Here is a 14,251-nt window from a genome sequence, read left to right as displayed (position 1 = left end):
ATTAAGATGGGACATATTTTTGAAGGAAATTTAGTTGGTTCAGGTTTAAAAATTGGAATCGTAGTTGGACGTTTCAATGAATTTATCACAAGCAAATTATTAAGCGGTGCGCAGGATGCACTAAAACGACATGGTGTAAGCGAGTCTGATGTTGACGTTGCCTGGGTTCCGGGCGCATTTGAACTGCCGTTAATTGCCCAAAAAATGGCGAACAGCAAAAAGTATGATGCTGTCATTACGCTTGGTACCGTTATTCGCGGTTCTACTCCTCATTTTGATTATGTTTGTAATGAAACCGCTAAAGGAGTATCTCGTATCAATTTAGACAGCGGCATTCCCGTTATATTTGGCGTATTAACGACCGATTCGATTGAACAGGCGATTGAACGTGCTGGTACGAAAGCCGGCAATAAAGGCTGGGAAGCAGCAGCAGGAGCAATTGAAATGGCAAACCTTTGCCGAAACATTGAGCAATAATTCGTTTAAAACCATATACAAACCAGTCTGTGGTTTACTATAATAGAAATAACATAAAAAAATATGATGAAAAACAGGTGCTAAAGTCTAATTTTTTGACCTAAAGCTTAAAAGGGAAGTTGGAAAGAGCCAACGCGGTCCCGCCACTGTAAATGGGAGCAACCTATAAAATGTCACTGTCAAATAGATGGGAAGACATAGGAAGCGATGACCATGAGCCAGGAAACCTGCCTGTTTTAAACACAAAAAGCCTACGCGGATAGGAGTGTGTTAAAATAGAATTTTTTCGTATTTCTATTTTGGTACATAGCACTCCTCCTTTTTGGGGGATTTTTTTATGTCAAAAAATTTTAAGATTAGTATAAGGGGAGAGAAATGAGGATGTTAGAGAGAAAGAATTTATGGTTAGCCCTGTTACTTGTATTCACGCTTATCACAAGCGGCGTTCAGACACCTGTTTTAGCTGCTGACCCTGGAAAACAAGGGACTATTACCGTGATAGGGACGGATGAAACAAATCCGGTCCTGCCTGAAACATCTGTTTCATTGTCTGAAAACGAAACAGCAACGCAAAGTTTAATTAGTGCTGTTGGCGAGAGTAACGTTGAATTTACCGACACTACATATGGAAAAATGTTAACCGGTATTAATGGAGTAAAGGCGGAAGGAAACAATTTTTGGGCTTTTTACATTAACGGTGTTTCTGCTCAGGTTGGAGCGGATTCCTATATCGTTCAAAATGGCGATAAATTAACTTTCCAATTAAAAGACTGGACTAAGCCTGTAGAAAATAAAGTTTCACTTAAAGTAATGGACAATCAGAAAAACATTGTTAAGGAATTACCTGAAATTGAAATTATCGGTCACCCTAATGCTTTTCAGCTTTTACAAGTCGCGCTTGGCGTTGAAAATGTCGGATATACCGATACCCAATACGGAAAAATGATTACATCTCTAAATGGCATCAAAGCAGAAGGTAACAATTATTGGGGATTCTATGTCAACGGAGAAATGGCATCCGTAGGTGCTGAAGGCTACTCCCTTCAGGCAGGAAACCAAATCAGTTTTCAGTTAGAGTCTTTTCAACCGGATCCAGGGACAGGCGGCAATGGCGAGCCCTCCACAAATCCACCGGCTGGAACGATTTCAGATGCTACTCTTCAAGCTGCAGTCGATTCAGTTAGTAACTATGTATTAAAATCGCAAATTGGCGAATGGGAAGCTATTGCCCTAAAGCAGGCCGGAAAAACTATTCCTGCCAACTATCTTGATTCCGTAAAAGTGTTAGTAAAGGAACGACAAGGGAAGTTTACTAGAATTACTGACTCAGAGCGCTATGTACTCGGGATTCTTGCAGCAGGGGGTGACCCAACAAATGTTGAAGGTTACAACCTCGTTGATTCCATTTATAATGGCAATGTCACCAAACAGGGATTGAACGGAGTAGCCTTCGCATTGATTGCATTAGACAGCGCGGATTTCACTGTTCCAAATACTGCCCAATGGACAAGGGAAAAGCTCGTAACCCATTTAATTGAAAGACAAAACGCTGATGGCGGTTGGGCTTGGGATGAAAGCACAACAAGTGACATTGACACGACTGGGATGATTCTAACTGCTCTCGCACCTTATAAAAATCAGGCAGGCGTTAAAGAAAAAGTAGATAGCGCGATTCAATATTTAAATTCGCAATATCAAAACGGTAAGATTGATAATAGCTCAACTGCTGCACAAGTGATTATTGCCCTTTCTGCTTTAGGGATAGATGCAAATGGTACACAATTTACTAAAGGTAACAGCAGCTTGTTCCAATTTTTCTTATCTTTCCAAAATGCTGATGGCGGTTTTGATTGGCAAGGCGGAGACACTAGTGACGTATTTACAACCTCACTGGCATTTCAAGCAGTAGTTGCCTATCAGCTATATTCAAAAGGAAATGGTGCACTGTATAAAATGGCATTAGCAGAACAAAAACCTGAGTCGGAAACACCACAGGCGGAAACACCGCAGGCAGAGCAGCCTACTGTCCAAACGCCGGCAACTGAAGTTCAACCTACCAGTCAAAAAGGCCACAAGCTTCCAAATACAGCTTCAAATATGTATAACTTATTAACATTGGGATTATTTTTATTAATGTTTGGCAGCGTATTATACATGATCCAAAGGAAACGTAAGGCAATATAATTCCTTGCCCTCTCTTTTTTACAAGGAGGGGGCGGATGGGGAGGGCAACAAGATGAGAATACTAAAATCTGCATTATTAATCTTTATTTTTCTAGTAGCCTTTAGCTTAATTGGCTGCAGTCAAAGTTCGGACAGTTCGAAGGAAGCAAAAAATGAAAACAAAAAGACTGTAGAAGTAAAAAAGGAACAACAAGACTCTAAAGTTGTTGAAGAACAGAAAACAGCGCAAGTAAAAGAGAAAGAGACTAATACTGCCGCTCCGACAGAAGAAAAACAAGCAGAGCAAGCCGCTCCAAAAGCTAACTCAACGACACAAACTGTCCAAACTAGCCAGCCGAAAACAACACCAAGTACACCAAGCAAGACAACCACTCAGCCGGCAAAAACGAGCGGTACGTCGAGTTCAACTCAACAAATTAAACCACCTGCCGCTGCCACGACACCAAAACCAAATACACCAACTCAAACGCCTAAACCTGTCACTTCCGTTACTCTTTCTATCATTGGCCCAAAAGATCGCGGGACCATTCTTGGAGCAACGAAGGTTAATTTTAATGATGGAGATACTATTTTTGATATCATTACACAGGCTGCCAAAAAACAAGGAATCACTGTCGATTCACGGGGAAGCGGGGCAACAGCCTATATTGAAGGAATTGACAATATTTATGAATTTGATTATGGTGCTAAGAGCGGCTGGGTTTTTAAACACAATGGTGCCAGTATTACTAAAAGTGTAGGAGTCATAAAGGTTAAAGACGGTGATCGGATTGAATGTTATTACACGGAAGGGAGTTAGGAGGGAATGGGAATGAAAGAGCGATTTGAGAAATTTCATCCTTTCATTCCCTTCCTCTTTTATGTTGGGGCAGTTTCTCTTTTACTTCTTTTGCTGCATCCGTTCTATTTGGGAGTAGGCTTATTGCTTATCCTCATCATAAATTTTTTCCATGATCGTTTCCGAGGTCTTAAACGTTGGTTATTTCTGATCATAACAAGTTTCATTCTCATGATCGTAATCAATCCTCTTTTTAATGAAAGAGGAAGACATCTGTTATTCGAAGCGGGACAGCATCGGGTTACATTAGAAGCCGTTGTTTATGGCGGGATGAACGCCCTGTCCATTATCGGTGTCATTGCCATCTTTGTTTCCTATAACGTGATTATGACACCAAATAAGCTGCTGTTTTTATTTGCAAAAATATTACCGCAATTCTCTGTCCTTCTGATGTTGACCCTTCGTTTTATTCCGCTGATGAGGCGAAGGCTTGAAGAGATTTCAGTCGTCCAAAGGAGTAAGGGGATTTCTGTGAGTCAGGGAAAATGGAGTATGAGAGTTAAAACTGGAATGCTCTACGTGCAAGCCCTATTAACTTATTCCCTTGAGGAAGCGATCCAAACGGCGGACTCCATGAAAGCACGGGGTTACGGAAATGGGCCGCGTTCATCCTACGAATATTTTAAATTTAAGAAATCAGACGCAGCGGCAGTGGTTTATCTAGTAGGATTATTTGTGTTTATACTATTTAATAGGGTACACGGTTTAGGTTATTTAACCATTTATCCAATCATGGAAACCTGGCAGCTTTCACACATGGATTCTTTTGTACTTGCTGGTTACATACTATTTTTAAGTTTTCCAATAATCATAGAAGCAGGTGGATTGTTCCGATGGCGTATATTGAATTAAACAAAGTAACATTTTCCTATCCAGATTGCTTAGAACCAGCCATAAGGGATATATCCTTAAAAATAAATAAAGGTAAATTTGTGGTGCTTTTCGGGCCTTCTGGATCAGGCAAAAGTACTTTATTAAGATTGTTAAAAAAAGAAATTCAGCCCCATGGAGTTCTGTTAGGGGAGATTTCGATTAATGGTGTGCCAATAGAGGAGACAACGGGGCTGTCGAAGGAAATTGGTTTTGTATTTCAAGATCCAGAAAATCAAATTGTAGCCGACGATGTCCTTCATGAGCTTGTATTTGGATTAGAAAATATTGGACTGAAGACGAATGAAATGAGGAACCGTCTTGCTGAAATGGTCCATTTTTTTGGAGCGGAGCCCTTGCTCCATCGGAAATCCCATGAGCTTTCAGGCGGGAAAAAGCAGCAGATAAATCTTGCCTCTGTTCTATTAATGCAGCCGGATATTTTACTATTGGATGAACCAACTGCACAGCTTGACCCCGTTAGTTCACGGGAGTTTTTAGATATGCTTAAGCGGTTGAACGAGGAATTTGGCATGACGATAATCATGGCAGAGCATCGCTTGGAAGAAATATTTACCCTTGCAGATGAAATAATCATGATGGAAAAAGGGCAAATCCTATTTAGCGGGGAACCAAGAGAGGTTCTTCCACAAATTTGGAACTCGAAAAATCAGGCTTTTGTACCAACTATCCCACGCTTATTTTTAAGCCAAAAGTGTTCGGGGATAGTCCCTTTAACTGTAAAGGAAGGACGAAATTGGGTTCAGGAATCCAGCGCGTTCTTTTCAGAAGAACCCAAAAAGCTGGAGTATCCAATTGGTGACGAACGAATTGGCCTAAAAAACCTTTCTTTCCGTTATGATAAGAAAAATGATTTCATATTAAATGATATGGATTTTAGCCTGGCTAAAGGTGAATTTTATGCCTTGTTAGGCGGAAATGGCTCTGGGAAATCTACATTTTTAAAGATATTAGCTGGATTGGTAAAGCCTGAAATGGGAAAAATTTTAGTTAACAAAAAGAAAACGAAAATCATGAAGAACAGTGAATTCATAAATTTAATCGGCTATTTACCACAAAACCCAAAACTGTTTTTTATACAAGATTCGATAGAAAAAGAAATCCAATACACCATGAAGCATTGGGAATTAAACAATGTTCATGAAGTGGATATTCTGCTAAACAACTTAGGAATTAAACATCTTATATCAAGCCACCCCTTTGACCTAAGCGGCGGGGAACTGCAAAAGGCAGCATTAGGGTGTTTGCTGATAAGAAAACCTGAGATACTGTTACTCGATGAGCCGACAAAAGGGTTGGATCCCATTTCAAAACAGAATTTAGCCGATATTCTCCAATCACTTCATTCTGAAGGTATGACAATTCTGATGTCGACACATGATGTAGAATTTGCTGCTCAATATGCAACGAAATGCGGGATGATGTTTCAGGGGAAGATTACATCCGAGGATGTACCCAGCGAATTCTTCAAAAGTAATTTCTTTTATACAACCATGCTGCAAAGAATTGCCCGTGATTTACAAAATCGGGCTGTTCAGACGGTCAGCGAGGTACAATAGTGATGCGCAACTTCAAAAAAGTCTGGGCTATTGTTTTTCTTTTGCTTGCCGGAATCTTGCTATATTTAACGATGAGGTTTGAGAACTCCTATTTATGGATAAGTTTTGGAATGGTATTTATTTCGATTTTGTTTTTCTTCGTTCGGTTTGAAAGTAGGAAAGTGGAACCGAGAGAAATTGTCCTTTTGGCCGTATTAGCGGCTATTGCTGCAGTGGGTCGAATTCCCTTTGCCAGTATCCCCAGCGTCCAGCCGACGACCTTTGTCATTATGATGGCAGGATTTGTTTTTGGTGCGGAAAGTGGTTTTATAATAGGGGCCGTCGCAGCTCTGGCATCAAATATGATATTGGGCCAAGGTCCGTGGACACCATGGCAGATGGCTGCTTGGGGTTTGGTTGGTTTAACGGCAGGGCTTGTGCGAAAAACAAAGTTCATGAATAGAAAATTGGGCCGGATATTTTTTGGAATCATCTGGGGTTATTTGTTTGGCTTGATTATGAATGTATGGGGGTTCTTAGCTGTTACACAAGCAGAAAGTCACATTACGATTAAGGCGTTTCTAATTTACTTTGGTGGAAGTATCCTTTTCGATACATTTCATTCTGTATCAAATGTGATCTTTTTTCTTATTTTTGGTGATATCTGGATTAAAATTTTATCAAGATTTAAAAGAAAATATGGATTGTTAGAATAATGAAGAAAAATAGCACGCTGATTTCAGCGTGCTATTTTCTTATTACTTGAGTTTCTCCACTAATGAATTAACTGCTTCTCCTATATTGTAAAGTGCACTATCCAATGCTTTTTTCCATGCCGGGGCATGTTCTTTGATTGAAGCACCAATCTTTTGGGCATTTTCATTTAATTCCTGACCAATTTCTTTGGCCTGATCATGGATGCTTTTTTCGATATTTTCTTTTCCGGCCAGCTTGGCGTTTATAGAAACGACCTCAAAGTTATCTTTTGGAAGATAGGGCTGTGATTCCAGCATGATTTCTCTGAAAATCGGAACCACATTGGCTGAGCTTGCGCTCGGCAGGTAGTGCTGCCGGTCTGTCTGGTCATAGCCCAACCAAATCGCGCCGACAAGGTTTGGTGTGTAGCCAACCATCCACTGGTCCTTCGTTCCATTCACATTGGCGAAGGGAAGTTGAGTCGAGCCTGTTTTTCCTGCAATTTGCATTCCAGGGATATGGGCTCGCTTTCCTGTTCCACTTTCCACCACATTTAAGAGCATCGAGGTCATCTCATTGGCGACAGATTTAGAGGTGACTTTTGTCGTTTTCGCTTCTCGCTCCGCGATAATATTCCCAGTTGGACCGACAATTTTTGTAATCAAATGGCTGTCCTGCCGCTTTCCGCCATTTGGGAAAGCTGAAAAAGCATTAGCCATTTGTAAGGGTGACACGCCCTTACTCATTCCTCCAAGGGCAATAGCCAGGTTTCGATCTTCCTTTTCAACAGGTATGCCAAACCGGTTTAAGGAATCGAGCCCTTTATTTAAGCCCACTTGATCAAGCAGCCAAACGGCAGGAATATTCAACGATTCTTCCAAAGCCTTATACATCTGAACCTTGCCTTGGTAGTTTTTTGAAAAATTTTCCGGTTTGTAATTACCGAACGTCATCGGCTCATCGACAAGCTCGGATGAATAGTCATAGCCATTTTCAAGCGCAGGTGTATATACGGCAAGTGGTTTGATCGAGGAACCAGGCTGTGCCTTTAATTGAGTCGCTCGGTTAAAACCGCGAAAAACGTGTTCACCTCGGCCGCCGACAAGGGCACGGACACCACCTGAGGCAGGGTCCATTAATACCGAACCACTTTGAACCAATGTATTTCCTCTTCCTCTAGGGAATAATGAGTTTTTACTATACACTTTTTCAAGTCCTGCCTGGAGGTTCTGGTCCATTTCTGTATAGATTCGGTATCCTCTCGTTAAGATTTCATCTTGGGTTAATCCATACTTGGAAATCGCTTCATTCAAAACAGCATCGACATAATAAGGGTATTTACGGTCAACAAAGCTTCCCCCGCCGTCATGAAGACGGATTTTTTCCTTTTTGGCCTGATTATACTGGGTCGTATTGATAAACCCTAATTCCTTCATTTTGGCCAATACCACATTTCGCCGTTTTATCGACAGGTCATAGTTTTTATACGGGTCAAGGTAATTAGGTGCGTGTAATAGCCCTGCAAGCATGGCTGCTTCGCTGACGCTGATGTCCTTGATATTTTTATTGAAATATTTCTTTGAAGCATTGCCGATTCCCCAAGCGCCGCTTCCGAAATAAACTTGATTGAGGTACATCTGCAGAATTTCTTCTTTTGTATAAACCTTTTCAATTTTTACAGCTAAAAACAATTCCTCAGCTTTTCGCTTATAGGTACGTTCCGGTGAAAGAAGGGCATTTTTCGTCAGCTGCTGGGTTAGCGTGCTGCCGCCACCAGTAATCCTTCCTGCAAAAAGGTTTCCAAAAAAGGCACGAGCGATTCCTTGTACATCAAAGCCGCTATGCTCATAAAAGCGTTCATCTTCAATGGCCACTACGGCATTTGGCACATATTTTGGCAGTTCTTCAATTTTAACGCCTTGCGTTCGATTTGTTGCGACATTGCTTGCCACTTTGCCACTTTTATCATAAATAACGGTCGGCTGGCTTAAACCTTCTTTTAGGGATTGAACATTCGCTCTTGTAGCAAGCCATGCAAAATAACAAATGGTTACAAGAACCACAACAAGAATGATTAATAAAAAAATTTGAGTTAAATGTCTCTTTTTCCAAAAGCGAACGATCATTTCCCATAACGGATGTAACTTGTCCATAATGACTCCTTATCTTTTAGGGATGATTGATTTTAATATTATAAGTTTTCTTGTGAGAAAAGACCAACAATAAGTTATTTCGTGATATTCGTGGACAACCAATTTCAGACCAAGCATATGTTATAGAAAAGATAATTTAACATAGGAAAGGGGATGGGATGATGATTAACTGGAAGGTCCGATTTCGCAACAAAAACTGGGTAATCGCATTTATATCACAGCTAATGATTGTTGCCCAACTGGTGCTGGCTGGATTAAATTCACTAGGGATTACCGATTTCCAACTATCTAATACGATTCAAAATTCAATATTAACATTAGTAAATGCAATATTTGTAATACTATCCATGCTCGGTCTCGTTCAAGATCCAACCACCAAAGGCTTTGGAGATAGTGAAAGGGCTATGAATTATAAAGATCCGAACTAATCAAATTGGTAAATTTAAAGGCCATTGTTGATTGGAGCGGAAGGAGCGAAGACTCCAGCGGGAGTACGGGGCAGGGGGGACCCCGCAGGCGCTAAAGCGCCGAGGAGGCTCCCCGGCACGCCCGCGGAAAGCGAAGCTCCTCGAGCGAAGGTAAACTGCTATGTTTAACAATAATATTAGGAAAATTCTTTACAATTTGCCTCTAACATAGTTTACTAATTAAGTAAAAAATAATTTGCGAGGCCATACATATGAATAAAATAAAAAACTATATTGGGCAATTCCACCCAATTGTCTGGGTATTATTAATTGGCACTGTATTATCTAGAGGCTCTGCCTACATGACACTGCCATTTTTATCGATTTATTTATCACGTCATATCGATCTTTCTCCAATTATTATCGGGTTGACGGTCGGTATGAGCCCTTTAATGGCCACAGTGGGAGGATTCATAGGGGGCCATTTATCAGACCGGTTTGGCAGAAGGCCGATTATGCTCACCGCTTTGTTTACGTTAGCATTTGTCTATTATGGGTTTACAGTAGCAAATAGTCAGGGATGGTTCATTTTATTAAATGCCATTAATGGACTATGTACTTCCTTTTTTGAGCCAACATCACAAGCACTTATGGCAGATTTGACTGATAGGAAAATTAGAATGAGGGTGTACTCCTTAAGGTATACCGCCATGAACATTGGGGCTTCAGTAGGACCTCTTTTAGGGGCCTATTTGGCTAATCATTCCGCAAAGCTTTCTTTCGCCATTACTGGTTCAACCTACTTGGCATATGGAATTGTTCTTTATATTTTAATGAAAAAACTCATTATTACTAAACAATTAGAAACGAAAAAGGTTGTATCATTTGTGGATGCATTTAAGATTATCAAGACAGATAAAGCGTTAAGATATCTTTTATTTGGGATCATTTTAATTAACATCGGCTATGTCCAAATAGACTCCAATTTGCCGCAATTCTTGGAAGGGACACTGGAAAACGGTGTAGCCATTTTTTCTGTTTTGCTTACCGTTAATGCTGTGATGGTGGTATGCTTGCAGATGCCGATCAGCCATTTTGCTGAAAAATTTAGCTTAATGCAAGCGATGGCTGCGGGTTCATTATTTATCGCCGCAGGATTACTTGGCTTTAGCTTCATCAATGGCTGGGTGATTGCCATTATTGCCATGATTCTTCTAACGATTGGTGAAATATTAATTTTTCCTTCAAACAGTATGATGATGGACAAATTAGCACCGGAACATTTACGTGGAACTTATTTTGGGGCGGGCCAATTCCGAAAAATAGGGAATTTCCTGGGTCCTATATTTGGAGGAATTCTCCTCAGTCATTACCACGGGCAATTCATGTTTTGGATTATTTCAATCCTCACACTGGGAAGTATTATTTTCTTCACCGTCGGAAACAGGTCGTATATCAGAGCAAAAATATCCACAGCGGAGAAAACGGTGTAAACCTTATTTCTCCACATTTTTCCATTATTTTGGTAAAATAAAGAATAGATAGAATTTTTCAAATAGAATGTAAGGACTATTTGAGAAGGGGGTCCTTGTAATGTGGTGCTGGGCTGGTATCTTTGCTTTATTTTGCTGCCTATTTCTGATCATTGAGGAAATAATCTATTATTTGTGGAATCGCTATGTTTATGGGCCAAATTACGAAAGAAAGAACAAATGGAAAAATAGAGTTAATGTATTCCTCAGGTTTTTTAAAAGAAAGTCTCCACCAAATATTCATGGAAACAATAAAGAAGAAAGCTCGCTTTAATTATGGCGAGCTTTTTTTATGTATTACTTGGGGGATTATTCTGTCGTTTTTTCTTCATAAAGGTCCATAGGGGAGTGAGGAAAAAAAAGAGGATAAATAAAAATAATATGATGAATTCTGTTGGCTCCATAACCTTAAAAGGATTCATTGCATTCCAAAATATATCTGAAATACCCTTCCCCATCAAAAAGTCAATGGAAATGATCAAGCCCAATAAGGTTAGCGCCAATAATAGGGTTACAAAGATTATTTTCAATACGATTCATCCTCACATTAATGTTAATCATAATATCCTTCAATGATCTTAATTTATCCGTTTTAATATCGAGCAGAAGAAATGAACATTTGGATAAAATAGATTCCTTTGGGCAATATACCCAATATTGGCATAAACATTTTAAATATTTTTAGTGAGGCGGAGTTTACGTGTCGATTTTGTCTAACATTTTGAAAAACAAGCAGAAAAAAAGACAGAACGATAATTATAGGCAATTGCAAGACCCGCAAAAACCAGAAGATTTACCAATATTAAGAGAATCAAAAGAAAATATAACGCGTATAAAGGAAGAGCTTGGCAATAGTTCAGATATTATCTATCGTGATTTTAAATTCCATCAATTACGGGGTGTTACCGTTTGTGTAGATGGTTTGGCTGATAATAAGTTGCTCAGTGATTTTTTCTTGGAATCATTATTAGATGACGAAATGGATAAAGATACAGATATTTTTCAATGTTTGGTGGATAAAGCAAATGGATTAGGGAATCTGCAAGTAATTGTAAATTGGAATCAACTATATGAGTCGCTATTATCAGGTAATACCTTAATATTCCTTGATAGTTATAGTAAAGCCATAAGCGTCGAAACGAAGGGATGGGAAAAGCGTTCCATAACAGAGCCATCCACGCAGTTATCGATTCGTGGTCCAAAGGATTCTTTTACGGAAACACTTAGAACGAATACGGCTTTAATAAGGCGGCGTATTAAGAGCCCAAATTTATGGCTCGAAACGATGAGGTTAGGCACAGTTACACAAACGGATATTGGAATTATGTATATAAAAGGAATTGCTAATGAAAAAATCGTTGGGGAAGTGAAGGAGAGACTAAATCGCGTAAATTTGGACGCTGTTTTGGCTTCCGGTTACCTTGAGCAGTTAATAGAAGATCAAACCTGGACGACGTTTCCAACCACCTTTCATTCTGAGAGACCGGATGTTATTACCTCCCATTTACTTGAAGGGAGAGTAGCTGTTCTAGTGGATGGCACACCATTTGTCATTTCCGCGCCAGCGATTTTTATTCAATTTTTCCAGGCCCCGGATGATTATTATTCCCGATTTGATATTTCGACAGGCATTCGGCTCCTAAGAATCCTGGCTTTTTTGATTGCCTTAATGGGACCGGCGCTTTATATTGCAGGGACGACCTTTCATCAGGAAATGATTCCAACCACCATGGCCATTGCCATTGCTGCACAAAGAGAAAGTGTTCCTTTTCCTGCATTTGTGGAAGCGTTGATTATGGAGGTTACCTTTGAAATACTGCGGGAGGCGGGTTTGAGGCTTCCGCGTGCTGTTGGTCAGGCGACATCGATTGTAGGGGCGTTAGTTATTGGACAGGCTGCCGTTCAGGCAGGTTTTGTTTCTCCTGTTATGGTCATTGTTGTTTCAATTACGGCGATTGCGAACTTTTCCACGCCTATTTTTGCAATGGCGATTGCGGCAAGATTACTCCGATTCGTCTTGATGGGATTGGCAACCGCATTAGGCTTTTATGGAATCATGCTGGGTCTGATGTTTATGGCCATTCATTTATGTTCCTTACGTTCATTTGGCATCCCGTATATGATGCCATTAGCCCCTTTTAACATCCGAAATCAGCAGGATATCTTCATTCGTTTTCCGATTTGGGCAATGAAAAATCGACCAATGTTTATTAGTAAAGGAAATATGGTAAGGGCCGGGGGAAATCAAAAACCAAGCCCGCCTAAACAAGAGGATGATCAATCAAGCAAAGGTGATTCATAATGCGTAAATATTTTTTGATTATTTCACTTATTGTTTTGATTTTGCCCGCCCTTACTGCCTGCTGGAATCAAAAAGAGCTGACAGATTTGGCCTTTGTCATGGCGATGGGCATTGATAAAGGAAAAGATAAAAAGTTTGACGTTTCATTCCAGATTGTTATTCCGGCTAATGTGTCCGCGGGTCAAAATGGAGGAGGTCAAGGGCTTCCAATTGCTGTCTACAAAAGCTCCGGGAACACACTAACGGAGGCGGCAAGGAAGGCCACCACAAAAGTTTCACGGCGCTTATATTATGCACACACGAACATAGTGGTAGTAAGTGAAGCTGTGGCAAAGAAAGATCTTCTGAATTTAATCGATGCATTGGACCGTGATCCGGAATTTAGGACAACAACGGAACTAATAGTGGCTAGAGGGACAACTGCAGAAAATATCGTCACCGCACTGACTAATCTGGACAAAATCCCAGTGAATAAAATTACAAAAGAGATCAAAACAACAGAAAAAATGCTGGGTGAAAATATGAGTGTAAGTGTTGATGATTTTTTAAGCGGATTGGTAAGTGAGGGGAAAGAACCAATTCTTTCTGGTTATAGCGTGATTGGTCCGAAGGATGAAGTGAAAAAAATGGAAAACCTTCAGATGTCAAAATCCAATGCTTCTATTGAATCGAAAGGCATCGCGATTTTTAAAGATGGAAAATTTAAGGGATGGGTGGATGGTCATGTTGCCCGCGGGATTGTATGGATTTTAAACAAGGTTGAAAGCACTGATATTAATGTAGACTGGGACGGAAAGAAGGATGCTATTTCGGTTGCGCCGCTTCGATCCAAAACAAAAGTGTCCGTTACGTTCAAAAATGGAAAACCGATTGGCCATATTAATATTGAAAATGAAAGCTGGATAAGTGAAGCAAATGTTGACGTTGATATAACCAACCCTGACATTATTCATAAAATAGAAAAGGTTGTTGAAGAAAGGATTAAAAAACAAATTGTAAAAACGGTTAAAATAGCACAAAAAGATAAAGCGGATATTTTTGGGATTGGAGAAAGGGTTCATCGTGCCAACCCAAAGCTTTGGAGAGAAATAAAAGGAAATTGGAATGAGCATTTTGCCCAAATGGAAGTAAACGTTAAGATTAACTCATTCATTCGCCGAGAAGGAATTCGGACAAAGCCGTTTTGGTCCAGTATGAAGAAATAAGCCCTTAGTGGATTGGGAAGTGTAGGAC

The 14,251-nt window shown here is 40.0% G+C and carries 11 protein-coding genes and 1 riboswitch; of the genes, 10 read left to right on the top strand and 1 reads right to left on the bottom strand.

Annotated elements, in window-relative coordinates:
• Nucleotides 1–6 precede the first annotated feature (6 nt).
• The 6 genes from ribH to LC455_RS01570 all read left to right on the top strand — a co-directional run bounded on the left by ribH (nt 7) and on the right by LC455_RS01570 (nt 6,644).
• The gene (ribH, locus tag LC455_RS01595) at nt 7–477 is read left to right on the top strand and encodes a 6,7-dimethyl-8-ribityllumazine synthase (RefSeq protein ID WP_223587814.1); all 471 of its coding nucleotides are present in this window, start codon (nt 7–9) and stop codon (nt 475–477) included.
• A 58-nt stretch (nt 478–535) separates the two neighbouring features.
• A riboswitch (cobalamin riboswitch) is annotated at nt 536–726 on the top strand.
• A 132-nt stretch (nt 727–858) separates the two neighbouring features.
• The gene (locus LC455_RS01590) at nt 859–2,661 is read left to right on the top strand and encodes a DUF4430 domain-containing protein (protein WP_223587813.1); all 1,803 of its coding nucleotides are present in this window, start codon (nt 859–861) and stop codon (nt 2,659–2,661) included.
• 52 nt (nt 2,662–2,713) lie between these two features.
• Nucleotides 2,714–3,460, top strand: coding sequence for a DUF4430 domain-containing protein (locus tag LC455_RS01585; protein ID WP_223587812.1), 747 nt, complete (start codon nt 2,714–2,716; stop codon nt 3,458–3,460).
• Between the two features lie 12 nt (nt 3,461–3,472).
• Nucleotides 3,473–4,351, top strand: a complete 879-nt coding sequence (locus tag LC455_RS01580) for an energy-coupling factor transporter transmembrane component T (RefSeq protein WP_223587811.1) — start codon at nt 3,473–3,475, stop codon at nt 4,349–4,351.
• Nucleotides 4,333–5,949 (top strand): ABC transporter ATP-binding protein, encoded by a 1,617-nt coding sequence (locus tag LC455_RS01575; protein ID WP_223587810.1) that lies wholly within the window; start codon nt 4,333–4,335, stop codon nt 5,947–5,949. The genes LC455_RS01580 and LC455_RS01575 overlap by 19 nt, the downstream gene beginning before the upstream one ends.
• A gap of 2 nt (nt 5,950–5,951) precedes the next feature.
• Complete coding sequence (locus LC455_RS01570) at nt 5,952–6,644, top strand: ECF transporter S component (RefSeq protein WP_223587809.1); 693 nt, start codon at nt 5,952–5,954, stop codon at nt 6,642–6,644.
• Between the two features lie 42 nt (nt 6,645–6,686).
• On the opposite strand, the gene LC455_RS01565 is transcribed toward LC455_RS01570, so the two are convergent.
• Entirely contained in the window at nt 6,687–8,777 is a 2,091-nt protein-coding gene (locus LC455_RS01565) for a transglycosylase domain-containing protein (protein WP_223587808.1), read from the bottom strand.
• A 161-nt stretch (nt 8,778–8,938) separates the two neighbouring features.
• Between LC455_RS01565 and LC455_RS01560 the strand changes: the two genes are divergently transcribed.
• The 4 genes from LC455_RS01560 (at nt 8,939) to LC455_RS01545 (ending at nt 14,223) form a co-directional block, all read left to right on the top strand.
• Nucleotides 8,939–9,205, top strand: a complete 267-nt coding sequence (locus LC455_RS01560) for a phage holin (protein WP_223587807.1) — start codon at nt 8,939–8,941, stop codon at nt 9,203–9,205.
• A 251-nt stretch (nt 9,206–9,456) separates the two neighbouring features.
• Entirely contained in the window at nt 9,457–10,677 is a 1,221-nt protein-coding gene (locus LC455_RS01555; RefSeq protein ID WP_223587806.1) for an MDR family MFS transporter, read from the top strand.
• Nucleotides 10,678–11,416: 739 nt separating this feature from the next.
• Complete coding sequence (locus tag LC455_RS01550) at nt 11,417–13,018, top strand: spore germination protein (protein WP_223587805.1); 1,602 nt, start codon at nt 11,417–11,419, stop codon at nt 13,016–13,018.
• Complete coding sequence (locus LC455_RS01545) at nt 13,018–14,223, top strand: Ger(x)C family spore germination protein (protein ID WP_223587804.1); 1,206 nt, start codon at nt 13,018–13,020, stop codon at nt 14,221–14,223. The genes LC455_RS01550 and LC455_RS01545 overlap by 1 nt, the downstream gene beginning before the upstream one ends.
• The last annotated feature ends 28 nt before the right edge of the window (nt 14,224–14,251 follow it).

Source organism: Neobacillus bataviensis (genome assembly GCF_019969725.1).
The sequence above is the reverse complement of the archived record's forward strand: the minus strand, read 5'-3'. Positions and strand labels throughout refer to the sequence as shown.